This is a genomic window from Immundisolibacter sp. (assembly GCF_041625615.1).
Lineage (GTDB): Bacteria > Pseudomonadota > Gammaproteobacteria > Immundisolibacterales > Immundisolibacteraceae > Immundisolibacter.
On the sequence record NZ_JBFJTF010000019.1, the window covers coordinates 1 to 24,242 of the forward strand.

Here is a 24,242-nt window from a genome sequence, read left to right on the forward strand (position 1 = left end):
ATCATCGGCGTCGAACCAGGCATATTCGTTCAGCAGGCGGATGTTCGGATTGAAGATATAGGTCGCCATCAACTGGAACACCTGCCCACGATCCATGCCGCGGGCCAGTTCATCCGCCGAGTTACCGGTCAGGATGCGCATGAAGCGCGTGCGCGACGGGTGTTCGTTGTCGACCTGCTGGTATTGCAGGCCAAGCCCCCAGTGCCGGCCACCGGCCAACGGAAAACTGCGGGTGACGCCGGCAGCCCACGCGCGCGAGTGCAGGCGCCGGTCAAGGCCGCCATCGGTGTCCATCAGCAGGTCGTCCGTGCCCTCGGACACGAACCGGGTCCAGCTGGCCCAGCCGAACCAGCGGTGGGCATGCCATTCGCCCATCAGCTGCCACCATTGATTGTCGAGCGTCACCGAATGGCCGAGCAGGCTGTTCTGCACGCGGGCGTCCAGGTTGCCGCTGTCGCGTGACCAGGAATAGCCGGCGCCGATCAGGTAGCGGAACGGCAGGTCGCGAATCTCGTATTCGTCCTCCACCGGCATGCCAAGCGGCGTCAGTGCCGCCACCACCGCATACAGCAGGTCATTGTTGTCGTTGTTGGTGCTCACGTCCGGGCCGTTGAACACACCAAGGCCGTACTGCAGGCGGTCGCCGAAGGCGCCGTCGGTGAGCGTCTCGGGCGCACCGAACTTGCCGCGCTCGATGCTGAGGCCACGCCCCCGCCCGGCGGTGCCCGGCGCCAGGAACTCCGGAAACTTCCGCTCCACACTGGCGGAAAGCTGCGGCGCCCGGCCGTAGCCCGGGATGAACTGCTGGCCGACGATGATGTCCCCCAGCGAATCGGCGAAGCCGTTGTAGCGGATCCACACGTCCAACAGCGAATCGGCATTGGCCAGGGCCGGCGTTTCGTTGGCCGCCTCGTACTGGAGATAGGCATAGAAACGGTCGTTCAGCGCCCCGCGAAAGCCGATGCGGGCGCGGCGAAACGTGAACGATGCGGTCCCGTCCAGCCCGTCACCGGCCGGCACGTAGGTGTAACGCGGCTGCAGGCGACCCCACACCCGCAGTGCCTGGGGCGGCTTCGGCAGGGCTGCCGAGACGCTTTGTGCCGGCGCCTGGGCCTGGCTTGGCGTTTCCGGGTGTGGGTCGGCGGCGGCCTGGGCACGCTCGGCCTCGCGCGCCTTCAGCTTGATGTCATGCACATCCTGCGCTGTCAGCAGTCCCTTGCGCGCGAGCGCATTCAACACCTCATCCACGTACGCATCGCCGGCGGCGGCTACCGCGGCCACCGGGGCTACCAGCAGCGCGACAGTCAGAAAGATTATTCGTTGCATTCTCGTGTCCCTGCACAGTCACAGACCGTCGCCAGCGCCGGCGACGGCACAGTCATTGCGTCCTTGGTTCAAGAAAAAACCGGCATCCGGCGCGGTTTGGGTATGACGTCCGGCGTGGGTGCCTCGGGCACCCACCCGGAACGGCGGGCTACCAGTGCGGTGGGCGCTTGGCCAGGAAGGCGTCGACGCCCTCCGCGGCCTCGGCCATGAGCAGGTTGCGCGCCATCACGGCGCCCATGTCGGCATAGGCTGTGGCTTCGTCCAGGCCAAGCTGGGCCTGCACCGCCGCCTTGCCGAGCGTGAGTACAGCCGGTGGCCGGCTGGCGATCTGCGAAGCCAGTTCACGTGTGTGGGTTTCAAGGTCGCCCGTTGGCACCACACTGTTGACCAGGCCGATACGCTGCGCGGTCTCGGCATCGATCACGTCACCGGTCAGCAACATCTGCATCGCGTGCTTGTACGCCACGTTGCGGGTGAGCGCGACCGCCGGCGTGCTGCAGAACAGGCCGATGTTCACCCCCGGAGTCGCAAAGCGGGCATGGTCACACGCAATCGCCAGGTCGCAACTGGCCACCAGTTGACAGCCGGCCGCCGTCGCCACGCCATGCACCTGGGCGATCACCGGGTGCGGGAAACGCCGCAACGCCAACATGACCTCACCGCACAGCTCGAACAACCCGCGGGCCGCCTCCTCATCCGGCAGCGCGCGCAACTCCCTCAGGTCGTGCCCGGCACAAAACGCCGGCCCGGTGCCGGCCACGATCAACACCCTCACCGCCGGATCGGCCGCCAGATCGGCCAGGGTGGACTTCAGCGTCCGCAGCAGGGCTTCGGACAGGGCATTGCGCTGGCCTGGACGATTCAGCGTGACACACACCACGCCATTGGCCTCATGTGCGACCAGCAATACCGGTTCAGCCGGTCTTGAATCGTTCATGACAGCCCTCCTCCCCAACATGCCGCGCCGTGAGCGTGGCGCGGCACAATAGTTTACCTCCGCCGCCACCGCGAAGTTGTCTGCATGACGCTCAACGAACTGCGCTATCTGGTTGCCGTGGCTCACGAACGGCATTTCGGCCGCGCCGCAGAGCGCTGCTTCGTGAGCCAGCCGACGCTGTCAGTCGCCATCCGCAAGCTCGAGGACAGCTTGGGCGTGCGCCTGTTCGAACGCCTGCCAGGACACATTCAGCCGACGCCGGTCGGCGAGCAGATCGCCGAGCAGGCCCGCCGGGTACTCGCGGACGTGGAAACCATTCGCGCGCTGGCCGCCAACGCCAAGGATCCCCTGACCGGCTCCTTTCGGCTGGGGGTCATCTTCTCGGTTGGCCCCTACCTGTTGCCGCGCCTGATCCCACGGCTGGCACAGTTGGCGCCGCGCATGCCGCTGATCATCGAAGAGAACTATACGGATGAGCTCGGCGCCCGCCTGCAACGTGGCGAACTGGACGCGGTGGTGCTGTCACTGCCGTACAAGGCGCCTGACATCGAGGTGGTGTCTTGCTATCGCGAGGAGTTCGTGGTCGTCCTGCCGCTCGGTCACCCGTGGACGCGCCAGGCCAGCATCGGTCCGGCGCAGCTGGCCGACGAGAACGTGCTGCTGCTCGGACCCAGACACTGCTTTCGTGACCAGGTGCTGGCACTGTGCCCGACGCTTTCGCACAAGGCGGGCCAGCGGCTCGAAGGCGGATCGCTGGAAACCATTCGCTACATGGTCGCCAGCGGCGCCGGCATCAGCGTGCTGCCGGTCGGAGCGCTCGGCGAGTCACCGCGCGACCGCGCGCTGCTGGCGGTGCGCCCGTTTCGGGGCAGCGCGCCGTATCGACAGGTGGCCCTGGCATCACGCAGCGACTTTTACCGACCACAGGCCGTGGACCTGCTGGCACGCGCCATCGGTGAATGCGCGCCCGCGGCCTCGGGTACCTCGTCGGCTTTGGGCTAGAATCGTCCTGGGCCGGCCATCGATAGATATTGGCTATCAGCGGCATTGGAAAAATCAACTTCCATCCTCCCCGCCGGCCCCGCTACCATCCGAAGCCGTGAGGCTGTCGCCGTTGCCGGCGGCAGCCAAGCGGATCATCAACTGCAGGAGGTCATTACATGGCTACGTTGAAGGGCAGCAAGACCGAGGACAACTTGAAGGCGGCATTTGCCGGCGAGTCCCAGGCCAACCGTCGTTACCTGTACTTCGCCAACAAGGCGGACGTGGAAGGCTACAACGACGTCTCCACCGTGTTCCGTTCCACCGCCGAGGGTGAGACCGGTCACGCCCACGGCCACCTGGAGTACCTGGAAGCCGTCGGCGACCCGGCCACCGGCCTGCCGATCGGCGGCACTGCCGAGAACCTGAAGGCGGCCATCGCCGGCGAGACGCACGAGTACAGCGACATGTACCCGGGCATGGCCAAGACGGCGCGCGACGAAGGCTTCTCCGAGATCGCCGACTGGTTCGAGACCCTGGCCAAGGCGGAGCGTTCGCACGCCAACCGCTTCCAGAAGGCTCTGGATACCCTGGGCGCCTGATCCCAGGGCGGCAGCGGGGACCGGCGACGGTCCCCGCCACCGCTACCCGATGCGCGGTGCAACGCCGCGTCGCCTTGCCGCAAGGCCGCGGTATGCCACCCGGGCACCGTGCGTTCCCCCTACCTTCCGCCGCCTCAGCCTGTACAGCAGGAGCAACCGTCATGGCCGATTCCGCATCCCGTTCACCGATCCGCGAGGGCAGCCTGGAAGCGCCGACCCGGCACGCCATCGAGTGGCAGACCGCCGAGTACTACGACGAGAACGCCCTGTTTAAGGAACTGGAGCGGGTCTACGACATCTGCCACGGCTGCCGCCGCTGCGTGAGCCTGTGCCACGCCTTCCCGACCCTGTTCGACCTGGTCGATGAATCGTCCACCATGGAAGTGGACGGCGTCGCCAAGGATGACTACTGGAAGGTCGTCGACCAGTGCTACCTGTGCGACCTGTGCTACATGACCAAGTGTCCCTACGTGCCGCCGCACGAGTGGAACGTCGACTTTCCGCATCTGATGCTGCGCGCCAAGGCGGTCAAGTTCAAAACCAAGGGCGCGTCGTTCCGTGACCGCTTCCTGACCTCCACCGACCTCACCGGCAAACTGGCCGGCATTCCCGTGGTCACCGAGTCGGTCAACGCCGTCAACCGCCTGAAACCGGCCCGTCAGGCCATGGAAAAGGTGATGGGCATCCACGCCGACGCCGTGCTGCCGCCGTTCACCACCAAGCCCCTGAAGCGGCGCTTCGCCGATCAGGCCAGCGTCAATGCCACCCTGACGCCCACCGCCGGCGCCACCACCACCGGCAAGGTCCTGCTGTTCGGCACCTGCTACGGCCACAGCCAGATGCCGGAACTGGGCGAGGACCTGGCGGCCATCTTCCGTCACAACGGCCTGCCGGTGACGCTGGCCGACGACAGCCGCTGCTGCGGCATGCCCAAACTGGAGCTTGGCGACCTCGATTCGGTCAACGCGCTCAAGGAACACAACCTGCCGGCGCTGGCGGCCTATGTGGACCAGGGCTACGACATCGTGGCGCCGGTGCCCTCCTGCGTGCTGATGTTCAAGCAGGAGCTGCGCTTGATGTTCCCGGACGACGCCGACGTGCAGAAGGTGGCCGCCCGGGTCTACGACCCGTTCGAATACCTGATCGCCCGCCACAAGGACGGCCTGCTCAAGACCGACTTCCAGCAGTCGCTGGGCAAGATTGCCTACCACCCGCCGTGCCACCTGCGGGTGCAGAACATCGGCCTCAAGACACGCGAGGTCTTTCAGCTGGTGCCGGACACCGAGGTGGTGGCCATCGAGCGCTGCGCCGGCCACGACGGCACCTACGGCGTCAAGCGCGAGACCCACGAGCTTTCCATGAAGATCGGCAGACCCGTATTCAACCGCGTGCGCGAGGCCGATCCCACCCACTACGCCAGCGACTGCCCGATCGCCTGCAAGCACATCGAGCACGGCGTCGACAGCGGCAAGCCCTCCGAGCACCCGCTGCAGTTGCTGCGCCTTGCCTACGGAATCTGAACCATGCAGAAACTGAGCCGCAACGACCTGTATTCCCTCGAACAGTACGCCGAGCAACGGCCGGCGTTCCGTGCCCGCGTCATCGAGCACAAGAAAAACCGCCACGTGCAGCTGGGACCGCACGCCACGATGGCCTTCGAGGACCGGCTGACCATCCAGTACCAGATCCAGGAGATGCTGCGCATCGAGCGTATCTTCGAGGCACGCGGCATTCAGGAGGAGCTGGACGCCTACAATCCGCTGATTCCCGACGGCCGCAACCTCAAGGCAACGTTCATGATCGAGTTCGAGGACGAGGCCGAACGCCGGCGGGCGCTGGCCGGCTTGATCGGCGTCGAGGACCGGGTCTGGCTGTGCGTGGCCGAACACGAGCGCGTGTACGCCATCGCCGACGAGGACATGGATCGCGAGGACGAGGACAAGACCGCGTCCGTGCATTTCCTGCGCTTCGAGTTCACGCCGGACATGATCGCGGCGCTGAAGTCCGGCGCGGAACTCGGCGCCGGCATCGACCACCCCAACATGACCGTCACCCTGGAACCGCTGCCGCCGGCCACGCGCCAGGCTCTGGCGGCGGATCTGGACGGCTGACGCCGGCCTCATGGAGTACCGTCCGCTTGGCCGGACCGGTCTCACTGTCTCGGCGGTGGGGCTGGGCGGCAACGTGTTCGGGCCACCACGCCAGGCGCTTGCCTCCAGCATCGCCACGGTGCATCGGGCGCTGGCGCTGGGCGTCAACTTCATTGACACCGCCTACATCTACAACGAAGGCCGCAGCGAGGAGTATCTGGGCAAGGCACTGGCCGGACGCCGCCACGAGGTGATCCTGGCCAGCAAGTGCCATCTGATGAACCTGGCCGCCGGCGAGAGCGTGGCCGGGCGCATCCGCAGCCACTGCGAGACCAGCCTGCGCCGCCTGGATACCGACTACCTGGACCTGCTGCAACTGCATTTCGCGGCGCCGCAGGTGCCGGCAGCGGAAATCCTCGACGCCTTCGCCCCCCTGGTGCGCGAGGGCAAGGTGCGGCACATCGGCCAGTGCAACTACGCCGCCTGGCGTCACGCGCAGACCAACGCCGAGGCGGATCGGCTGGATCTGCCCGGGTTCGCCACCGCCCAGCATCAGTGCAGCCTGCTGGTGCGCGGCGCTCAGCTCGAGCTGTTGCCGTTCTGCACCGCCAACGACATCGGCTTTCTGCCGTATTTCCCGCTCGCCGCCGGACTGCTGACCGGCAAGTACCAGCCAGGCACGGCACCGCCGCCAGGCAGCCGCGGCGCCGCCGGCAGCCCCACTGTCAGCCGCCTGCGCACACCCCAGGCCGAGCGCACGCTGAGCGCGCTGACGGATTTCGCCGCCGCCCGTGGCCACGGCCTGCTGGAACTCGCCTTCGCCTGGCTGCTGGCGCAGCCGGCGGTCAGCAGCGTCATCGCCGGCGCCATGAACACGGCCCAGCTCGAGTCGAACATCGCCGCCGGCCAGTGGCGCCTGGGCACCGACGAGGTCGCTGAACTCGACACGCTGCTCGGCCCGGTATCGCCGCACTGGCAAAGCGAGCCGGACCTGACCTACTTTCGCTGACCTGCGTCACCCCGCCGCCCCACCGGCGCGCCACGGCGCCCGGAAGCGCGCCGCCGGCAAGGTATGATGTCGCCCGCCCGGCGCCGCTGCGCCACGGTCGCAAGGAAGAACACATGCTCTACTGGCACTGGCTGGCGCTCGGCCTGGCGCTGCTCATGGCCGAGATGTTCCTGGCCAGCTTCTTCGTGTTCTGGTTTGGGCTCGGCGCGCTGCTGGTCGGCCTGCTGACCTGGCTTCAGCCCGACATCGGTCTGCCGGCGCAGCTGCTGGCCTGGACCGTGTCATCAGGGCTGTTCACTGGCCTTTGGTTCCGTTTCCTGCGCCCGCGCATGGCCGATCGCACCCGCGCCGGCAACGCCCGCGCGGCGGCCATCGGCGAGATCGGTCGCGTGCTGCGCACCCCGGAAGGCGAACGCCGCGGCGTGGTCCGCTTCACAACCCCCCTGCTCGGCGACGACGAGTGGGATTTCATCTGCGACGACCCGCTGGCCATCGGCGACCGGGTGGCGGTGAAGGAGTTTTCCGGCAACACGCTGATCGTCGAAAAACGCGACTAAAAACGCGCCTGTCCGCCCACCGTTTCATCCCCACTCATTCAAGGACTTCCGACATGCCCGGACTCGTCATTACCCTGTTTCTGTTGGCGCTGGTGGTGGTCACCATCGGCCTTGGCGTACGCATCGTGCCGCAGGGCAGCAAGCACGTGGTGCAGCGCCTCGGCAAGTACCACACCACGCTCAATCCGGGCCTGAACCTGATCATTCCGTATGTCGACACGGTGGCCTACAAGGTGACCACCAAGGACATCGTGATGGACGTGCCGTCACAGGAAGTCATCACCCGCGACAACGCGGTGATCATTGCCAACGCCATCGCCTACATCAACATCGTGTCGCCGGAAAAGGCGGTGTACGGCGTCGAGAACTACATCCTGGCCATCCAGAACCTGGTGCAGACCTCGCTGCGTTCCATCGTCGGCGAAATGGATCTGGACGATGCGCTGTCCTCGCGCGAGCAGATCAAGGCCAAGCTCAAGGCAGGCATCTCCGACGACATCGCCGACTGGGGCATCACGCTCAAGACGGTGGAGATTCAGGACATCAAGCCTTCGTCCACCATGCAGCACGCCATGGAAGAACAGGCCGCCGCCGAGCGCGCGCGCCGGGCCACCGTGACGCGCGCCGACGGCGAGAAGGCCGCCGCCATTCTGGAGGCCGAAGGCCGGCTGGAAGCCTCGCGGCGGGACGCCGAGGCGCATGTGGTGCTGGCCGAGGCCAGCCAGACCGCCATCCGCAAGGTGGCCGAGGCCACGCAGGCGGGCGAATTGCCGGTGGTATACCTGCTCGGCGAGAAGTACATCGAGGCCATGCGCGAAATCGCCCAGAGCCAGAACGGCAAGCTGGTGGTGCTGCCGGCCGATCTGCCCGCCGCCGTGCGCGGCATCATGGGCAGCCTCGGCCCGGCGGCACGCTGACCGGCGTTTACGTCCTGAGCTGTCGGCCTCAGGCCGGCAGCTCGGCGGTCAGGTGCGGCTGGATGGTGTCCAGCAGTGCCCGCTGCACGCGCAGCCCGCCACCGACCACGTTGCCGGTTTCCATGTATCGCTGGCCGCCGCGGATGTCGGCCACGGCGCCGCCGGCTTCCTGAATCAGCAGCACGCCGGCGGCGATGTCCCACGGCTGCAGGCCCAGCTCCCAGAAGCCATCGAACCGGCCGGCGGCAACATAGGCCAGGTCGAGCGCCGCGGAACCGGCGCGGCGAATGGCACACCCGGTTTGCGACACCGCCTTGAAGGTCTCGGTGTAGGTGTCCAGGTGCTGGTTGGACTTGAACGGAAAGCCGGTGCCGAGCACCGTGCCGGCCAGCTTGGTGGCCTGGCTCACGCGCAGGCGCCGATCGTCCAGCCGCGCGCCCTTGCCGCGCTCGGCCACGAACAGCTCGTTGCGGTTGGGGTCGTAGACCACGCCGATTTCCAGCCGCCCCTTGATCTGCAGCGCGATCGACACCGAGTACCACGGCAAGCCGTGAAGGTAGTTGGTGGTGCCGTCGAGCGGATCGATGATCCAGCGCGCGCCATGACTGCCGACGTCGCCCTGCGCACCGCCCTCCTCGCCCAGAACCGCGTGATCCGGGTAGGCCCGGCGGATGATCTCGACGATGCGTCGCTCGGCCTCGCGATCGGCTTCGCTCACGAAGTCGTTCGGACCCTTGCGCTCGACGCGCAGCTCGTGCAGGCGTTCGCCGGTGCGAAGCAGGAAATCGCCGGCGGCGCGGGCTGCGCGCACGGCTATGGTGCTCAATGGGGACATGAAAATAACTCGCTGTGGCAGGGGCCACCAGCCGCAGCAGCGGCGGCGGGCGGGAATTTTAACGCCTGCGGCGGGCCAACTCGCGGCCACCGTGCCGAGCCACGGACCGCGAGCGGGCTAAAATTCGTGCCATGAACGCCTTGTCTCACGTACGCATCGTGCTGGTGGGTACCACCCATCCCGGCAATATCGGCGCGGTTGCGCGCGCCATGCTCAACATGACCCTGCAGCGGTTGTACCTGGTGCAGCCGAAATTCTTTCCGCACGAGGACGCCACCGCCCGTGCCGCCGGCGCCGACAGCCTGCTCACGCAGGCGGTGGTGTGCGACGATCTGGCCGCCGCAGTCGCCGACTGCACGCTGGTCATCGGCGCCAGCGCGCGGGCCCGCAGCATCGAACTGCCGCCGCTGGACCCGCCCACCTGCGCCGAGCGTGTGCTGGACCATGCCGGTCGCGGCGACGTCGCGCTGGTGTTCGGCCCGGAACATTCGGGACTGAGCAACGCCGACCTGGACCTGTGCCAGCAGCGGGTATTCATCCCCAGCAACCCGGAGTTCGCCTCCCTGAACCTGGCGGCCGCCGTGCAGGTGCTGGCCTACGAGCTGTACCGTCACGTCGACCGCCCGGCCCCGGCCACCGAGCCGGCCAGCCCACCGGCCACGCGCGAGCAGGTGGAGCACCTGTTCACCCACCTGGAACAGGTGCTCGAGCAGCTGCGCTTCTTGCGCATGAGCAACCCCGAGCGCGGCATGCGGCGCCTGCGCGCGCTTGTCAACCGGGCGGCGCCGGACCAGAATGAAGTGCAGATTCTGCGCGGCATTCTCAGTGCCACCGAGCACGCCCTTGCCGCCGCCGAAGCCAAGGCCAATCCCGATGCTTGACCGTCTTCGCGAAGACATCGACTGCGTTTTCGCCCGCGATCCGGCGGCGCGCAACCGCTTCGAGGTCGCCACCACCTACCCCGGACTGCATGCGCTGTGGCTGCACCGCCTGGCGCATTGGCTGTGGGCTCGCCGGTTGCGCTGGCCGGCGCGGGTGGTCAGTTACCTGTCACGCTTTCTGACCGGCATCGAGATTCATCCGGGCGCTCGCATCGGTCGGCGCTTCTTCATCGATCACGGCATGGGTGTGGTGATCGGCGAAACCGCCGAGATCGGCGACGACTGCACGCTCTACCACGGCGTGACCCTGGGCGGCACCACCTGGGAGAAGGGCAAGCGTCATCCAACCCTGGAAGACGACGTGGTGGTCGGCGCCGGCGCCAAGATCCTCGGCCCGATCACCATGGGCAAGGGTGCGCGCGTGGGCAGCAACTCGGTGGTGGTCAAGGACGTGCCCGCCGGTTCCACCGTGGTGGGCATTCCAGGCCGGGTGGTCGGCGCCGATGCCGAGCGCCGGCGCGAGACCGCCGCCCGCATCGGTTTTGCTGCCTATGGTCTGCGCGGCGACCTGCCGGATCCGGTCGGGCGCTCACTGGACTCGGTGCTCGATCACGTCGAGGCCATCGAGGAACGCATGGCCAAGCTCATGGCTGCGTTGCAGGAACTTGGCGTCTCAACCGACACAGATGACGCAGCCGCCGCGGCACACGCCCGGCGCGACGATACCAAGGCTTGATCGCCCCGCGCGATGCCGCGCCGCCGGCCGTGACGGCGGCGGGCGCGGCCCACGCCCCTGTCTGGGTGGCCGCCGACCGGCGCCGGCGCATTCTGGCGCTGGCCCTGCCTATCATCGCCGCCATGATGTCTCAGGCGCTGCTGAACGTGGTCGACACGGCCATGGTCGGCGGGCTTGGCGACGCGGCGCTCGCGGCGGTCGGGCTTGGCAGCTTCGTGCTGTTTACCTGTCAGGCCATGATTCTCGGCCTGTCGGTGGGCGTGCAGGCGCTTTCGGCCCGCCGCAAGGGCGAGGGGCGCTGGCAGGAAACCGCCACCCCGCTCAATGCCGGCCTGCTGCTGATCGTCGTCATCGGTCCGCTGCTGGCGCTGGTCCTGTGTCTGCTGGCGCCCTGGTTCTTCCCGCTGCTGAACCCGGACCCGGCGGTCGTTGCCGGCGCCGTGCCGTATTTCCAGATCCGCATGCTGGCCGGCCCGCTGATGGCCATGAACTATGCCTTTCGTGGCTATTGGAACGGCATCGGCCAGTCGCGGCTGTACATGAGCACGTTGCTGGTCATGCACGCCAGCAACGTGCTGCTGAACTACATGTTCATCTACGGCCACTTCGGCGCGCCGGCGCTGGGCGTGTCCGGTTCGGGTCTGGGCACGGCACTCTCCGTGCTGCTGGGCACCTGCATCTACTACGGATTCGGTTGGCGCTACGCCCGCCCGGGCGGCTTTCTCAAGACCCGGCCGCACCGCGAGGACTTTGCCGTGCTGCTGCGCGTTTCGATGCCGGCGGGCCTGCAGCACGTGTCGCAGTCGGCCGCCCTGGTGGCCCTGTACTGGATCGTCGGACGCATCGGCACGGCCGAGCTGGCCGCCGCCAACGTACTGATCAACGTGATGACAGTGGTGATCCTGCCCGGCATGGGCCTGGCCATGGCAGCCGCCACCCTGGTCAGCCAGTCCCTGGGCCAGGGCGATGCCGATGCCGCCCGCCGCTGGGCGCGCGACACGCTGCGCCTGGGGCTGATCGGACTCGGGCTGCTGGCCACACCCATGGTGCTGACACCGGATTTGATCCTGGGACTGTTCATTCACAACCCGGACACCTTGGCGCTGGCCCGCTGGCCCATGCGCATCGCCGGCCTGGCCGTGGTGCTCGAGGGCGTCAAGCGGGTTTACATGCAGGTGCTGATGAGCGCCGGCGAGGGCCGGCGCGTGATGCGCGTCAGCGTCCTCACACAATGGCTTCTGTTCACGCCGGCGGCCTACCTGATCGGCCCCGTCTGGGGCCTTGGCCTGCTCGGCATCTGGCTCGGACAGGAGCTGTACCGGCTCACCCAGGTGGCGCTTTTTCACCGCTACTGGCGCCAGGGCCGGTGGGCACACATCCGCCTGTAGGCGGCGGCGCACGGCGCTGATGCGCGATTGGCCGCGCGGTGGTTATGCTTGACCCCGCCCCTGCCCTGATGATGCTCGCCCCCGTTAGCGCCCGGCAGGCCGATCCGCAAACAAGAAGCAGGAGGAGTTGACCATGGCGACCACACACACCGTCGACCCGTGTCAGGACATCGCGGGCCAGTGGCGGGTGCTGATCGACCGCAACCGCTGCGAGGGCAAGGAAGCCTGCGCCCAGGTATGCCCGGAAGGCGTGTTCAGCATTCGCCGCCTGACCGATGAGGAGTTCGAGACCCACGTGAAGGGTTTTCTGCCACGTCTGAAGGTCCGCGTGCACGGCCGCCGGCAGGCGTTCGCCGATCACGAGCAGGACTGCCGGCACTGCATGCGCTGCGTGGCGGCCTGTCCGGAGGACGCCATCACGGTCGTAGCGCGCTGACACCGGCGGAGCGCACAACGTGCCGCTGAGTGGCATTCGCGTACTCGACCTGGGCAGCATGGTGGCGGCCCCGCTGGGCGCCACGCTGCTCGGCGACATGGGTGCCGATGTCATCAAGATAGAGCCGCCCGGCGGCGAGGAAGGGCGCCGCATCGGGCCGCGACGCGGCGACGACACCGGGCTTTACGTCGGCGTCAACCGCAACAAGCGCGGCATGGAGCTGGACCTGAGCCAGCCGCACGGGCAGGACGTCCTGCGCCGCCTGGTGGCCACCGCCGACATCGTGATTCACAACGTGCGCAGCCCGGCGCGCGAGAAACTCGGCCTCGACTACGCGGCACTGGCGAAGGCGCGCGCGGACATCATCCTCGTCACCGTCAGCACCTATGGCGACAGCGGCCCCTATGCCGGGCGGCCGGGCATCGACCCCTCGGCGCAGGCGCTCGGCGGGCTCATGGCCGCCACCGGGGAACCCGACGGTCCGGCCCTGAAGGCCGGCGCCGCCGTGGCGGACGTGACCGCCGCCACCCTGGTCGCCTACAGCGCCATGCTGGCCCTGTGGGCACGCGCCCGCGACGGCCAGGGCCAGGCGGCCGAGGTGGCGCTGATCGACGGCGTGGTCCATCTTCAGAGCGTGCAGCTTGGCGAGTACCTGCTGACCGGCGAGCCGCCGCCGCGAACCGGCAACCGTAGCCCGTTCTACGCGCCATACAACACGTACACCTGCGCCGATGGCCACCAGGTGCACCTGGCGGCCTTCAACGACAAGTTCTATCGCACCCTGTGCCAGGCGCTCGACGCGCCGCAACTGGCGCACGACCCGCGCTTTGCCACCGCCACGTCACGTCTAGCCAACCGCGATGCACTCGACCTGGAGCTTGCCGCGCTGTGCGCCCGCGAGCCACGCGCTGCCTTGATGCGGCGCCTGCACAGCGCAGACGTGGTGGCGGCACCGGTTAACGATTTTCCGGCGGTGCGCGCCGACGCCCAGCTGCAGCACAACGGCATGCTGCCGGTCGTCGATCATCCCGAGCATGGCCCGTTGGTGATTCCCGGCATTCCCCTGCGCCTGGGGCGCACGACGGGAGGGATCCGTCGTCCGCCACCACGACTCGGCCAACACACCGCGGAAATACTCAACGAACTGGGCCCCCGCAACTGAGGGCCACGCTCACCTCGCCCGCGCCACCAGACCCGGCGACGGCTCCGTGTTGCCATCGCTGCCGACGCGATCCGCCAACGCCGTCAGCAACCGTTCCACCGCCTGCGCCAGCTGGTCGGCCTCGGCGACTGCCTGCGCGCTTCCGGCGCGGGCCGATTTTTCCACCTGCCGGGCGAGTTTCTCGACCTCGTGTGCCAGCAGGTTGCCGGCCAACCCCTTCAGGGCATGGGCGCTGAACGCCAGAGCACCGTAGTCCGTCTGCTGAGCCGCCACGCGCAGCGACGCCGGCGTGTCGCGGTGAGAATCGAGCGCCGTCGCGGCCAGCTTGGTCACGAAATCCTGCCGGCCCTTGTAGCGGGTCAGCAGGGCCGCCCAGTCGATCCCGCCCGTGTGCCCGGCTGGCGATGACGCCGCGGCGGCCGCCGGACGCGGTTGCCGGCCGGTGTGACGCAAGATGGCCGGCACCAGAATGTCGGCATCCACCGGTTTGGTGACGTGCTCCACCATGCCCACGGCCAGACAGCGATCACGCTCCTCGCTCAGGGCATGGGCGGTCAGGCCGATCACCGGCAGGCTGGGTGCCATCTCCAGCACCCGCCGGGTGGCCTCGTAGCCGTCCATCACCGGCATCTGCACGTCCATCAGCACCGCATCCGGGTAATCGTCGCCGCACTCGCGAAGCTTCTCGAGCAACTGCCGGCCGTGCTCGGCGAACGTCACCTCGGCACCCTCCTGGTGCAGCAGGTCTTCCAGCACGAGGCGGTTCACCTCCACGTCCTCGGCCACCAGCAGTCGCAACCCCGTCAGCCGCTTTGTCTGTGGCTCCCGCTGCGCACTGGCCTTGTTCACAGGCGCCGCCGTGGCCGACAACGGCACGCGCAATGTGAACGTGCTGCCAACCCCCAGCGCACTCTTGACGATGATCTCGCCGCCCATGTCACGGGCCAGGTTCTGGCTGATGGCAAGCCCCAGCCCGCTGCCGCCGTAGCGACGGGTGGTGGACGTGTCAGCCTGCTCGAACGGCCGGAACAGGCGCGCCGCCTGTTCGTCGGTGATTCCGATACCTGTGTCGGTGACGCGAAACAGGGTCTCGTCTCCCCGGCGCTCGACCCGCAGGGAGACCTCACCACGATCCGTGAACTTCACCGCATTGGCCAGAAGATTGACCAGAATCTGGCGCAGCCGCTGCGCATCGCCAGCGACCCAGTCCGGTAACGTGTCCGGCAGGTCGGTGACAAAGCGCAGCCCCTTGAGTTCGGCGCGCTCGCGGATGAGGCTCTCCACGTTGTCGATCAGGCTGCCCAGCGACAGCGGCTGTATATCCAGCGCCAGGCGACCGGCTTCCAGCCGCGAGAAGTCGAGGATGTCGTTGATCACGCCGAGCAGATGTTCCCCTGCCTCGCGAATGCGCACGAACGTGTCGTGCGAACGCCTGCCGGCACTGTCGCGCACGCCGATCTGCGCCAACCCCATGACGGCGTTCAGCGGCGTGCGGATCTCGTGACTCATGTTGGCGAGGAACTCGGTCTTCACCTGCGCCAGGTGCACGGCTTCGGCCCGCGCCGCCTCCAGTTCTGCCGTGCGACTTTTGACCAGCCCCTCCAGATGATGACGGTGCTTGTCCAGTTCCTCCTCAAGCGCCTTGCGTTTCGTGATGTCTTGAAAGGTCCCGACAAGCGCCGACGACCTGCCATTCACGTCACGCTGCAAGAACGCCCGGCCATTGAGCACGCGCGCGCCCGGCGGCGCGCCGACCTGGCACTCGATGTCCCGCAGCCGGGAACCGGCCACACCGTCGCGACACCAGGTGACCAGGCGGCGCCGATCCTCGCTGGCGATCGGCGCCAGGAACTGCTTCAGCGTGAGTGGACCGTCACTGGGCGCGATCCCCATCAGACGCAGCGTCTCCTCGCTGCACGTCACGATGTCGGCCACCGGATTCCATGACCAGCTGCCGATGTGCGCAATGCGTTGCGCCTCGGCCAGCGCCTGCTGTTTTTCGAGCAAGGCGTGCTCGGCCTGCTTGCGTTCGGTCACATCGGTGTAGGTACCGACCACACGCAGCGGGCGACCGTCCGACTGGCGCTCGAACACCATGCCCTGATCCAGCATCCAGCGCCACGTGCCGTCAGCCGCCCGAACCCGGTGCTCGTGCCGATACTGCGGCGTTTCGCCCCGCAGGTGACGCTCACGTGCGGCCTGGCAGCCGGCACGGTCGTCCGGATGCACCAGCGCCAGCCACCGGGCGGGAGAGCCCCCGACATCATTGCCCTGGTAACCGAGCATGGCCTTCCAGCGGTGCGAGAAGAACACCGCGTCGGTCTGCACGTTCCAGTCCCACACACCCAGGCCGGCCGTCTCCAGCGCCATCACCCAGCGCCGCTCGGCCAGACTGAGCGCCTTCTGGGACGACAGCAGGTTGTCCAGCATCTGGTTGAAGTCCTCGGACAGGACGCCGATCTCGTCATCGCGATGCGGTGTGGCGCGCAGCCCGCGTTCACCCGCCGCCACCTGATGCGCCACCACCCCCAGGTCGCGCAGCGGCGTCACCACGTGCCGCTCCAGGCCCACCCAGGCCGCCGCCACCATCACGATCAGCAACAGCAGGCCGGCGGAGGTGCTCAATGCCTGGTGCACCAGCGGCATGTATGCGGCCCGTTTCGGGATCGACACCCGCAGCCAGCCGCTGGTTTCCCTGTCGTGCACCAGGGGCACCACGGCGTGTATGCGTTGCACTCCGTCGAGACCCTCGCCTTCCAGCAGGGCCGCCCCGCGCAGTTCCGTCAGCATCGCCAGCGGCGTACCGTTGATGCTGCGCCCGATCCAGCCTTCCTTGTCGGGGTATCGCAGCACCACGTTGCCGACATGATCGACCACGCTGATGATGGCCCCGGCCGGCATGTTCGCGTGGAACAGGCGCTCGCCCAGCCACTGCAGATCCAGTGCCGCATGGCCCACCAGGCCCCGTAGCGAACTGTCCGCGTTCGCCGGCACGAAGACCGCCAGACTGGCCCCGGCGCTGCTCAGCCCCGAGGTGTAACCGCCGACCTGAGTCCGCCCGCCGACCAGTGCCCGCTCGAACCCGGCCAGTGCCCGCAGGGCGGCCGCGTTCGGGACTGCCTCGGCAGCGCACTGCACCCGGCCCCTGCGATCGAGCACCGCCAGGTTACGGTAGGCGCCACCGTCGTTGCCGCGCAGCTGCGCCAACACGTTGCCGCAGGCTTGGGCACTGCCCTGAAACAGGCTCGGCGAAGCCAGCAGGCCGGCAAGCAACCGGCCCGTGGCATCGATCCGATACTCGAGCTGCTGCGCCCGCTCGCGCGCCAGACGCTGCGCCTCGTCATGCACTTCGTTCTTGGCCGACTGGTACTGCAACCAGCCGATCGCGGAAAGCGCCACCACGACGGGCAACAGCAGGCCGGCAGCACCCTTCAGCAGCCGCCCGCGCAAGCCACCGAAACGACGCTGACCGGCGCCTACCGGTGCGGGCTTTGCATTACCGCCGCGGCGACGCCTCATATGGCCTCGTCCCCGTCATCGTCACGGTAGCGATTGGCGATGTCGCGACAGGTATCCGCCAATCCAATCAATACATCCACGATATCCGGGTCAAAGTGCCCACCGCGCCCTTCCTGAATCAGCGCGATGGCCTCCTGGTGCGTGTAGGGCTGCTTGTAGGGGCGACGCGAGATCAGCGCGTCATACACGTCCGCGACCGCCATCAGGCGCGCCGAAATGGGAATCTCATCGCCGCGAAGCCCCTGCGGATAACCGGACCCATCCCATTTTTCATGGTGACAGTGGGCGATCTCGCGTGCGTACCGAAGAAAGGAACTGCCCTGGTCCCCAAGCTCCGCTTCCGCCTGGGCCAGTGCGTCGCGCCCGTAGGTGGGGTGGCGACGCATGATCTCCCACTCCTCCGGCGTCAACTTGCCGCTCTTCAGCAAGATGGCATCCGGAATCGCGACCTTGCCCACGTCGTGCAACGGGGCGGAGCGGAACATCAGGTCAATGGTTTCATCGTTCAGTTCGTGCCGAAACCGTGGATGGTCGACGAGCGCTTGCGCCAGCACCCGCACGTAGTTCTGGGTGCGGCGAATGTGGCCACCGGTTTCGTTGTCGCGCACCTCGGTCAGCGAGCACAGTGCGGTGATGGTGGCATCCTGGGAGGCGATCACGGCCTGCTTGCTGCGCACCAGTTCTTCGGCCTGGGTCAGAATCTCACGCGTACGCTCGGCGACCAGCCGTTCGAGATTGTCGTTGCGGTCGCGCAGCTGCCGGCTGGCGCGCGCCAGGCGCAGGTGGTTGTTGACGCGGGCCAGCACGACCGGCGGCGAATACGGCTTCTGGATGAAATCCTCTGCGCCGATCGACAGCCCGTATTCCTCATCATCCGGGCTCTCCAGGCTGGTCAACAGCAACACCGGGATGTCCGCCAGCTCCTGCGACGACTTGATGCGCCGGCACACCTCGAAGCCGTCGAGGCCGGGCATCATCACGTCCAACAGCAGCAGGTCGGGCCGTTCCCCGCGCGCCAGGCGTTCGAGCGCCTGCTCGCCGTTGTTGGCGGCGTGCACGGTGTAAAGCTCGCTCAACAGGTCTTCCAGTATCAGCAGGTTATCCGGCTGATCGTCGACGATAAGAATCTGCGCGGCGGCTTGCATCGAGTGGCGATCCTGTCACGGCGTAAGCGTTTTGGCAGACGGTGGACACCCATAGGCGCTGCAAACTCGCCCGACCCAAGGCCTCGGCGCGGCTCCAGCGCGGTGGCCCCAACGAGCCCGTCCCACCGGCACATCCAGTACATCGGACGCCGTTCAGGAAAATTGAGTGAAAAACTGCGTGCGACTAGCGTTTTTTGCGATCCGGCACCCCGTTCCGTCCGAGCGGAAGGCACCGGGCACAGCCCATAAGGATAAACCGACCCGGCGCCGTCGTGAGCATCAACGCCCCGAGCCATGCCACGCGCCGAGCCATTCGGTGACGTCGGCATCCTCGACTTGCCCAAATTCCAGGTAGTACTGACCGACCGAGTGAAAGTCCTCGGGTACCAGGGCGCAGACCACCGCATCGGCATGTCCGCGCAGACGCTCCATCGCTTGTGGCGATGCGACGCCGACAGCGACAGTCACGTGCGCCGGACGTCTGGCACGCACTGCATCCAGGGCAGCGATCAGCGTTGCGCCGGTTGCCACCCCGTCGTCGACCACCACCACCGAGCGGCCGGCAGGATCGACCTGTGGCGCCCCGTACTGGGCGCGGCGCGCCGCCAGCAGCGCGCGCTGCCGTTCGACCTCGCGGGCCAGATACGCGGGCTCAAGCCAGTCGGTAACGTCCGGGTTTACGTACACGTGACCCGCCTCGTCGACGGCGCCAACCGCATACTCCGGATTGCCCGGAGCACCGAGCTTGCGCACCAGCACCAGGTCGAGGTCGCCTTCCAGCTCGGTGGCCAGGATCACGCCCATCGGTACCGCGCCGCGCGGCACCGCCAGGATCAGCGGCCGCTTGCCGCGAAGGTGCGACAAGCGCGTGGCCAGGCGCCGGGCGGCGTCTTCGCGATCCTTGAACATGACAACCTCCGCAGCGGCCATGGCCCGTGATGACGGGCCGGCGCCGGGCACACAGCCGCGGCGCCGGTAGTGGCATCCTGCGCGGGGGACTAAAGACCGGCGATGACCTCGGTCAGGATCTTCTCGCCCGCTTCGGGACCGGCGGCGTCGAGCCCTTCGGCCACCACCTCCGCGTAACGGCAGTCGATGAACTCACACAGCCAGCGCAGGTAACTGGTCTGGAAGTTCGCCTGCGGCACGTCGGCATAGCGTCCGCCGCGGGTGGTCACCAGCGTCAAGGGCTTGCCTGCGCACAGGCCCTGCGGCCCCTGGCGGGTGTAGCGGAACAGCTCGCCCGGCTGCACCACCACATCCACGTAATGCTTGACCGCATACGGCAGGCTGAAATTCCACATCGGCGCGGCGATGACCACCTCGTCGGCCGCCACGAACTGCCGCGCCCACGTGGTCACCGAATCCCAGGCCGCACGCTGCGGATCGGTCAGCTCGGCACCGGCAGCCACGCTGCCCTTGGCCTGAGCCACCGGCCCATCCACCGCGGGCAGCGTGGAGGCGAACAGGTCCACCTCCTCCACCGACAAATCGGGATTGTGTGCCCGCCGCTTGTCCAACCAGGCATTGAGCAGGCGGCGGGTGCGTGATTGATCCCCCTTGGGCGTGAACGAGACAAGGAGCATCCGGCTCATGGTCACTTCTCCGGCACCGACAGGGCGAGGAACAGCGGGTTGCCGCGGCGCTGCACCAGCATCGGTACCGCCCGCCCGGCGGGCAGCTTGTCGACCAGTTTCTTGAAATGGTCGACGTCCTTCACCTCGCTGTCACCGACCCGCAGGATCACGTCGCCGCGCGTCAGCCCGGCGCGGGCAGCCGGTCCGTCACCAACGCCCACCACCAGCACGCCGCCTTTCGGCACGTCGAGCCGGTCTCGCTGGACATCGTTCAGCTCGGTCACCGCCAACTTCAGCCGGCCACCCTGGGCACGCTCGTCGCGTGAACTGGTCGGGCCGGCCAGCTGTTCGGCATCCGGCAACTCGCCAATGACCACATTCAGCGTGCGCTGCTTGCCATCGCGCAGGACACGGACCTTGGCCTTGTCACCCACGTTGGCGTTGCCGACCAGCGGCGGCAGATCTCCGGCGTTGCTCAGCGCCGTGTCATTGAAGGACAGGATGATGTCACCGCTCCTGAGGCCCGCCTCGGCAGCCGGACTGCCGGGCGCCACGCTGGCCACCAGCGCTCCCTGCGAGCGCTTGAGCCCGAACGACTGCGCCAGGGCCGGTGTCACCGGCTGCACCGTGACACCCAGGTAACCGTGCGAGGCCTGGCCGGAGTTCTCGATCTGCTTCGCCACGCGCATCGCCACCTTGATCGGGATGGCGAACGACAGACCCATGTAGCCACCCGTGCGGCTGTAGATCTGGGAGTTGACGCCGATCACCTCCCCTTCGGCATTGAACAGCGGCCCACCGGAGTTACCCGGATTGACCGCCGCGTCGGTCTGGATGAACGGTACGTAGGCGTCGCTGGGCAGGGTGCGCCCGACAGCGCTGACGATGCCCGCGGTGGCGGTGTACTCGAGACCGAACGGCGAGCCGATGGCGAGCACCCATTCGCCGACCTCGAGCGCATCCGAGTCGCCCACCTTCACCACCGGCAGGCCCTTCTCCTTGATGCGCAGCACCGCCACGTCGGTACGCTCGTCCAGCCCACCAGTTCCGCCGGCTCCTCACGGTGATCCGACAGCTTCACCAGAATCTCGTCGGCGCCCTTGACCACGTGTGCGTTGGTCAGGATGGTGCCATCGGAGGAAATGATGAAGCCCGACCCGAGCGAGCGCGCCTGCTGCTGCGGCACCCCCCCCGGCGGCGGCCCGAAGAACCGACGGAAGAACTCGTTCATGGGGTCGTCCGGATCCATCGGCATGCCGGGAAACGGCGCTGCCTGCCGCTTCACCTTCTGCGTGGTGGAAATGTTCACCACCGCCGGACTGACGTCCTTGACCAGTTGCGTGAATTCCGGAAGCGCGGCCTGTGCGGTGCCAAAGACCGGCACTAACACCAGCGCAGCCACGAGAAAACCACGTAATGCGGACATGTAAGCTCCTTTTTTTATGGTGCTGCGCCGGCGGCGCAAGCGGGCGGCAGCTGTCAGTCGACAGCATCGCGCCGCACTGTGGCATCAGACGGCGCGCTGGGCGGATAGTTCCGCCTCACCGCCACCGCGCCGGCGCCCGTCAGCGCGAATCAGGCACCTCCAGTATGGCCATCAGACCGGCTTCGTCCAGCGTCGCGATGCCCAGCTGCGCCGCCTTGTCGGCCTTGCTGCCGGGATTGTCGCCTACCGCCACGAAATCCGTGTTCCTGGACACACTGCCGGTGACCCTGGCGCCGCGCTGTTGCAGGGCGGCGGTCAATTCCTCGCGCGAGCGCGAGAACGTGCCGGTGATGACGAAGGTCTTGCCGGCGAGTGTCGAGTCGGCCGGTTCCGGTGCCGGGGTCTCGAGCGTGATTCCGTGCTCCAGAAGCCGCTCGATCACCGATTCATTTCGCCCGTCGCCAAAGAACGTCGACAGACTTGTGATGATGTGCTCCCCGATACCGGGCAGCGGCACCGGCGCAAGCGGTTCCTTGCGGCCGCGGCGCTTGGTGTTCTCCTTCTGTATCTCCTTTTTCTCCTGCGCCAGCGCCGCCCAGTCGGCCGATCGAATCGCACCCAGGCTGTGGAAGTGGTCGGCCAGGATGCGGGCGATCTCCTCCCCCACCTGCGGAATGCCCAGCGCGAACACGAACCGCGCCAGGGTCACCTGCTTGCTGGCCTCGATCGCGGCCACCAGGTTCGCTGCCGACTTCTCGGCCATGCGCTCGAGTCCGGCGACGGTCGCGGCGTCGAGCGTGTAGATGTCCGCCACGTCGCGGACCAGGCCGCGATCCACCAGCTGCTCGATCAGCTTGTCGCCGAGGCCGTCGATGTCCATCGCGCGGCGGCTGGCAAAGTGCGCGATGCCCGCCTTCACCTGCGCCGGGCAGTGCAGCCCGCCGCTGCAGCGCGACACCGCCTCGCCGTCCAGGCGCACGATGTCCGAACCGCACACCGGACACTGCGCCGGCATCTCGAACACGCGCGCATCGACCGGCCGGCGCTCTGTCACCACGCGCACGACTTCCGGAATCACGTCGCCGGCCCGGCGCACCACCACACTGTCACCGACGCGCACATCCTTGCGTCGCAGCTCGTCCTCGTTGTGCAGCGTGGCGTTGGTCACCGTGACGCCACCGACGAACACCGGCGCCAGGCGCGCCACCGGCGTCACCGCACCGGTGCGACCGATCTGCACCTCGATGTTCTCGAGCACGGTCACCGCTTCCTCGGCCGGAAACTTGTGGGCCAGTGCCCAGCGCGGAGCGCGCGCAACGAAGCCCAGCCGCCGCTGCAAATCCAGGCGGTCCACCTTGTAGACCACGCCGTCGATGTCGTACGGCAACTCGGCGCGACGGGCGCCGAGCTCGGCGTAATAGGCCAGACAGGCGTCGATGTCGGCCACCCGCCGGCGCTGCGGACACACCGGCAGGCCAAGCAACTCCAGGGCGCTCAGCACGTCGCCGTGGCGATCCGGCAGCGTGCCTTCGACCTGGCCGTAGCCATGGCAGTAAAAGCGCAGCGGCCGGCTGGCGGTGATGCGCGGGTCGAGCTGGCGCAGGCTGCCGGCGGCGGCGTTGCGCGGATTGACGAACGGCTTGTCGCCACGTGCCGCCTGCTCCGCGTTGAGCCGCAAGAAGCCCTCACGCGGCATGTACACCTCGCCGCGCACCTCCAGCACCGCCGGGGCATCGCCGCGCAGACGCAGCGGCACGCAAGCGATGGTGCGCACGTTGGCGGTCACGTCTTCCCCGGTGCTGCCGTCACCGCGGGTGGCCGCCCGCACCAGGACGCCCTGGCGATACAGCAGGCTGATGGCCAGGCCGTCGAATTTCGGCTCGCAGTGGTAGTCCACCGCCGCCTCGCCGGCCAGCTCGCGCACGCGGCGGCCGAAATCCCGCACCGCTTCGTCGTCAAAGGCGTTGGCCAGCGACAGCATCGGCACCATGTGCCGTACCGGGGTGAATGCCGCCGACGGCGTCCCGCCGACACGCTGACTGGGCGAATCCGGCGTGACCAGCTGCGGATACTCGGCCTCCAGCGCCTGCAGTTCCTCGATCAGCCGGTCGTACTCGGCGTCCGGAATGCTCGGCGCGTCCTGCACGTAGTAGCGGTAATCGTGGTCGGCGATTTCCCGGCGCAGCGCCTGCAAGCGGGCCTGCGCGTCAGCCTGATCCATGCGGTCTCCGTGGTGTCATGTGTGCCCGCCGCTCAGGCGGTGGCCATGGCCACCGCCTCGTCCACGTCCACCGCCACCAGGCGCGACACGCCCGGCTCGGACATGGTCACGCCGGTGAGCTGGCCGGCCAGCTCCATGGTGGTCTTGTTGTGGGTGATGACGATGAACTGCACGCGCGCCGACATTTCGCGCACCAGCGCGCAGAAACGGCCGACGTTGTGGTCGTCGAGCGGCGCGTCGACCTCGTCCAGCATGCAGAACGGCGCCGGATTGAGCTCGAACAACGCGAACACCAGGGAGATCGCGGTCAGCGCCTTCTCACCGCCGGACAGCAGCTGAATCGAGCTGTTGCGCTTGCCCGGCGGGCGGGCAACGATGCCGATGCCCGCCTCCAGCAGGTTGTCGTCCAGCAGTTCCAGGCGCGCCTCGCCGCCACCGAACAGGCGCGGGAAGGTGGCCGAGAAACCGGCGTTGACCTGATCGAAGGTGGTCTTGAA

Annotated in this window: 21 protein-coding genes and 2 pseudogenes; 12 read left to right on the forward strand and 11 right to left on the reverse strand. The window is 67.7% G+C overall.

Annotated elements, in window-relative coordinates; all coding sequences use genetic code 11:
* Together ABYX71_RS02680 and ABYX71_RS02685 are read right to left on the reverse strand one after the other, a co-directional pair.
* A partial coding sequence (locus ABYX71_RS02680) for a porin (RefSeq protein WP_372694670.1) occupies positions 1–1,326 on the reverse strand: 1,326 nt, incomplete at its 3' end.
* 148 nt (positions 1,327–1,474) lie between these two features.
* The gene (locus ABYX71_RS02685) at positions 1,475–2,263 is read right to left on the reverse strand and encodes an enoyl-CoA hydratase (protein WP_372694672.1); all 789 of its coding nucleotides are present in this window, start codon (positions 2,261–2,263) and stop codon (positions 1,475–1,477) included.
* A gap of 84 nt (positions 2,264–2,347) precedes the next feature.
* Here ABYX71_RS02685 and ABYX71_RS02690 point away from each other — a divergent pair, with 84 nt between their 5' ends.
* The 7 genes from ABYX71_RS02690 to ABYX71_RS02720 all read left to right on the forward strand — a co-directional run bounded on the left by ABYX71_RS02690 (position 2,348) and on the right by ABYX71_RS02720 (position 8,419).
* Positions 2,348–3,265 carry a LysR substrate-binding domain-containing protein gene (locus tag ABYX71_RS02690; RefSeq protein ID WP_372694674.1) on the forward strand — a complete coding sequence of 306 codons (918 nt, stop codon included), beginning with the start codon at positions 2,348–2,350 and terminating at the stop codon, positions 3,263–3,265.
* Between the two features lie 158 nt (positions 3,266–3,423).
* On the forward strand, positions 3,424–3,846 hold the full coding sequence (locus ABYX71_RS02695) for a rubrerythrin family protein (RefSeq protein WP_372694676.1): 423 nt from the start codon (positions 3,424–3,426) through the stop codon (positions 3,844–3,846).
* Positions 3,847–4,007: 161 nt separating this feature from the next.
* Positions 4,008–5,366, forward strand: a complete 1,359-nt coding sequence (locus tag ABYX71_RS02700) for a heterodisulfide reductase-related iron-sulfur binding cluster (protein WP_372694678.1) — start codon at positions 4,008–4,010, stop codon at positions 5,364–5,366.
* Between the two features lie 3 nt (positions 5,367–5,369).
* Complete coding sequence (locus ABYX71_RS02705) at positions 5,370–5,957, forward strand: DUF3501 family protein (protein ID WP_372694680.1); 588 nt, start codon at positions 5,370–5,372, stop codon at positions 5,955–5,957.
* A gap of 10 nt (positions 5,958–5,967) precedes the next feature.
* Positions 5,968–6,945 carry an aldo/keto reductase gene (locus tag ABYX71_RS02710; RefSeq protein ID WP_372694682.1) on the forward strand — a complete coding sequence of 326 codons (978 nt, stop codon included), beginning with the start codon at positions 5,968–5,970 and terminating at the stop codon, positions 6,943–6,945.
* A gap of 113 nt (positions 6,946–7,058) precedes the next feature.
* A complete protein-coding gene (locus ABYX71_RS02715; protein ID WP_372694684.1) occupies positions 7,059–7,502 on the forward strand; it encodes an NfeD family protein in 444 nt (147 codons plus the stop codon).
* Between the two features lie 53 nt (positions 7,503–7,555).
* Positions 7,556–8,419 (forward strand): SPFH domain-containing protein, encoded by an 864-nt coding sequence (locus ABYX71_RS02720; RefSeq protein ID WP_372694686.1) that lies wholly within the window; start codon positions 7,556–7,558, stop codon positions 8,417–8,419.
* Positions 8,420–8,447: 28 nt separating this feature from the next.
* On the opposite strand, the gene ABYX71_RS02725 is transcribed toward ABYX71_RS02720, so the two are convergent.
* Positions 8,448–9,254, reverse strand: a complete 807-nt coding sequence (locus ABYX71_RS02725) for an inositol monophosphatase family protein (protein ID WP_372694688.1) — start codon at positions 9,252–9,254, stop codon at positions 8,448–8,450.
* A 131-nt stretch (positions 9,255–9,385) separates the two neighbouring features.
* Between ABYX71_RS02725 and ABYX71_RS02730 the strand changes: the two genes are divergently transcribed.
* From ABYX71_RS02730 to ABYX71_RS02750, 5 genes are all read left to right on the forward strand, one after another.
* The gene (locus tag ABYX71_RS02730; protein ID WP_372694690.1) at positions 9,386–10,135 is read left to right on the forward strand and encodes an RNA methyltransferase; all 750 of its coding nucleotides are present in this window, start codon (positions 9,386–9,388) and stop codon (positions 10,133–10,135) included.
* Entirely contained in the window at positions 10,128–10,871 is a 744-nt protein-coding gene (gene cysE / locus ABYX71_RS02735; RefSeq protein WP_372694692.1) for a serine O-acetyltransferase, read from the forward strand. Before ABYX71_RS02730 ends, cysE begins: the two co-directional genes overlap by 8 nt.
* A complete protein-coding gene (locus ABYX71_RS02740) occupies positions 10,868–12,259 on the forward strand; it encodes an MATE family efflux transporter (protein ID WP_372694694.1) in 1,392 nt (463 codons plus the stop codon). Before cysE ends, ABYX71_RS02740 begins: the two co-directional genes overlap by 4 nt.
* A gap of 133 nt (positions 12,260–12,392) precedes the next feature.
* A complete protein-coding gene (locus ABYX71_RS02745; RefSeq protein ID WP_372694696.1) occupies positions 12,393–12,695 on the forward strand; it encodes a 4Fe-4S binding protein in 303 nt (100 codons plus the stop codon).
* A 19-nt stretch (positions 12,696–12,714) separates the two neighbouring features.
* Positions 12,715–13,857 (forward strand): CaiB/BaiF CoA transferase family protein, encoded by a 1,143-nt coding sequence (locus ABYX71_RS02750; protein WP_372694698.1) that lies wholly within the window; start codon positions 12,715–12,717, stop codon positions 13,855–13,857.
* A gap of 9 nt (positions 13,858–13,866) precedes the next feature.
* On the opposite strand, the gene ABYX71_RS02755 is transcribed toward ABYX71_RS02750, so the two are convergent.
* The 8 genes and pseudogenes from ABYX71_RS02755 to ABYX71_RS02790 form a co-directional block, all read right to left on the reverse strand.
* Complete coding sequence (locus ABYX71_RS02755; RefSeq protein ID WP_372694700.1) at positions 13,867–17,376, reverse strand: ATP-binding protein; 3,510 nt, start codon at positions 17,374–17,376, stop codon at positions 13,867–13,869.
* The gene (locus tag ABYX71_RS02760) at positions 17,373–18,521 is read right to left on the reverse strand and encodes an HD domain-containing phosphohydrolase (RefSeq protein WP_372694702.1); all 1,149 of its coding nucleotides are present in this window, start codon (positions 18,519–18,521) and stop codon (positions 17,373–17,375) included. The genes ABYX71_RS02755 and ABYX71_RS02760 overlap by 4 nt, the downstream gene beginning before the upstream one ends.
* Positions 18,522–18,800: 279 nt before the next feature.
* The gene (locus tag ABYX71_RS02765) at positions 18,801–19,430 is read right to left on the reverse strand and encodes a phosphoribosyltransferase (RefSeq protein ID WP_372694704.1); all 630 of its coding nucleotides are present in this window, start codon (positions 19,428–19,430) and stop codon (positions 18,801–18,803) included.
* 89 nt (positions 19,431–19,519) lie between these two features.
* Positions 19,520–20,116 (reverse strand): FMN-dependent NADH-azoreductase, encoded by a 597-nt coding sequence (locus ABYX71_RS02770; protein WP_372694706.1) that lies wholly within the window; start codon positions 20,114–20,116, stop codon positions 19,520–19,522.
* Between the two features lie 2 nt (positions 20,117–20,118).
* Complete coding sequence (locus ABYX71_RS02775; protein ID WP_372694710.1) at positions 20,119–20,823, reverse strand: PDZ domain-containing protein; 705 nt, start codon at positions 20,821–20,823, stop codon at positions 20,119–20,121.
* Positions 20,824–20,853: 30 nt separating this feature from the next.
* Positions 20,854–21,524: pseudogene (locus ABYX71_RS02780) on the reverse strand (trypsin-like peptidase domain-containing protein); the annotation flags it as partial.
* A gap of 139 nt (positions 21,525–21,663) precedes the next feature.
* Entirely contained in the window at positions 21,664–23,745 is a 2,082-nt protein-coding gene (gene ligA, locus ABYX71_RS02785) for an NAD-dependent DNA ligase LigA (RefSeq protein ID WP_372694708.1), read from the reverse strand.
* A 32-nt stretch (positions 23,746–23,777) separates the two neighbouring features.
* Positions 23,778–24,242 (reverse strand): annotated as a pseudogene (locus ABYX71_RS02790) (chromosome segregation protein SMC); the annotation flags it as partial.

What these genes read in the sequence shown, in the direction of transcription:
- ABYX71_RS02775 (WP_372694710.1), bottom strand. Translation starts at nt 20,823, where the DNA reads ATGGGTCTGTCGTTCGCCATCCCGATCAAGGTGGCGATGCGCGTGGCG.
- ABYX71_RS02765 (WP_372694704.1), bottom strand. Translation starts at nt 19,430, where the DNA reads ATGTTCAAGGATCGCGAAGACGCCGCCCGGCGCCTGGCCACGCGCTTG.
- ABYX71_RS02695 (WP_372694676.1), top strand. Translation starts at nt 3,424, where the DNA reads ATGGCTACGTTGAAGGGCAGCAAGACCGAGGACAACTTGAAGGCGGCA.
- ABYX71_RS02770 (WP_372694706.1), bottom strand. Translation starts at nt 20,116, where the DNA reads ATGAGCCGGATGCTCCTTGTCTCGTTCACGCCCAAGGGGGATCAATCA.
- ABYX71_RS02760 (WP_372694702.1), bottom strand. Translation starts at nt 18,521, where the DNA reads ATGCAAGCCGCCGCGCAGATTCTTATCGTCGACGATCAGCCGGATAAC.
- ABYX71_RS02755 (WP_372694700.1), bottom strand. Translation starts at nt 17,376, where the DNA reads ATGAGGCGTCGCCGCGGCGGTAATGCAAAGCCCGCACCGGTAGGCGCC.
- ABYX71_RS02725 (WP_372694688.1), bottom strand. Translation starts at nt 9,254, where the DNA reads ATGTCCCCATTGAGCACCATAGCCGTGCGCGCAGCCCGCGCCGCCGGC.
- ABYX71_RS02710 (WP_372694682.1), top strand. Translation starts at nt 5,968, where the DNA reads ATGGAGTACCGTCCGCTTGGCCGGACCGGTCTCACTGTCTCGGCGGTG.
- ABYX71_RS02715 (WP_372694684.1), top strand. Translation starts at nt 7,059, where the DNA reads ATGCTCTACTGGCACTGGCTGGCGCTCGGCCTGGCGCTGCTCATGGCC.
- ABYX71_RS02690 (WP_372694674.1), top strand. Translation starts at nt 2,348, where the DNA reads ATGACGCTCAACGAACTGCGCTATCTGGTTGCCGTGGCTCACGAACGG.
- ABYX71_RS02705 (WP_372694680.1), top strand. Translation starts at nt 5,370, where the DNA reads ATGCAGAAACTGAGCCGCAACGACCTGTATTCCCTCGAACAGTACGCC.
- ligA (WP_372694708.1), bottom strand. Translation starts at nt 23,745, where the DNA reads ATGGATCAGGCTGACGCGCAGGCCCGCTTGCAGGCGCTGCGCCGGGAA.
- ABYX71_RS02685 (WP_372694672.1), bottom strand. Translation starts at nt 2,263, where the DNA reads ATGAACGATTCAAGACCGGCTGAACCGGTATTGCTGGTCGCACATGAG.
- ABYX71_RS02720 (WP_372694686.1), top strand. Translation starts at nt 7,556, where the DNA reads ATGCCCGGACTCGTCATTACCCTGTTTCTGTTGGCGCTGGTGGTGGTC.
- ABYX71_RS02730 (WP_372694690.1), top strand. Translation starts at nt 9,386, where the DNA reads ATGAACGCCTTGTCTCACGTACGCATCGTGCTGGTGGGTACCACCCAT.
- ABYX71_RS02700 (WP_372694678.1), top strand. Translation starts at nt 4,008, where the DNA reads ATGGCCGATTCCGCATCCCGTTCACCGATCCGCGAGGGCAGCCTGGAA.
- cysE (WP_372694692.1), top strand. Translation starts at nt 10,128, where the DNA reads ATGCTTGACCGTCTTCGCGAAGACATCGACTGCGTTTTCGCCCGCGAT.
- ABYX71_RS02745 (WP_372694696.1), top strand. Translation starts at nt 12,393, where the DNA reads ATGGCGACCACACACACCGTCGACCCGTGTCAGGACATCGCGGGCCAG.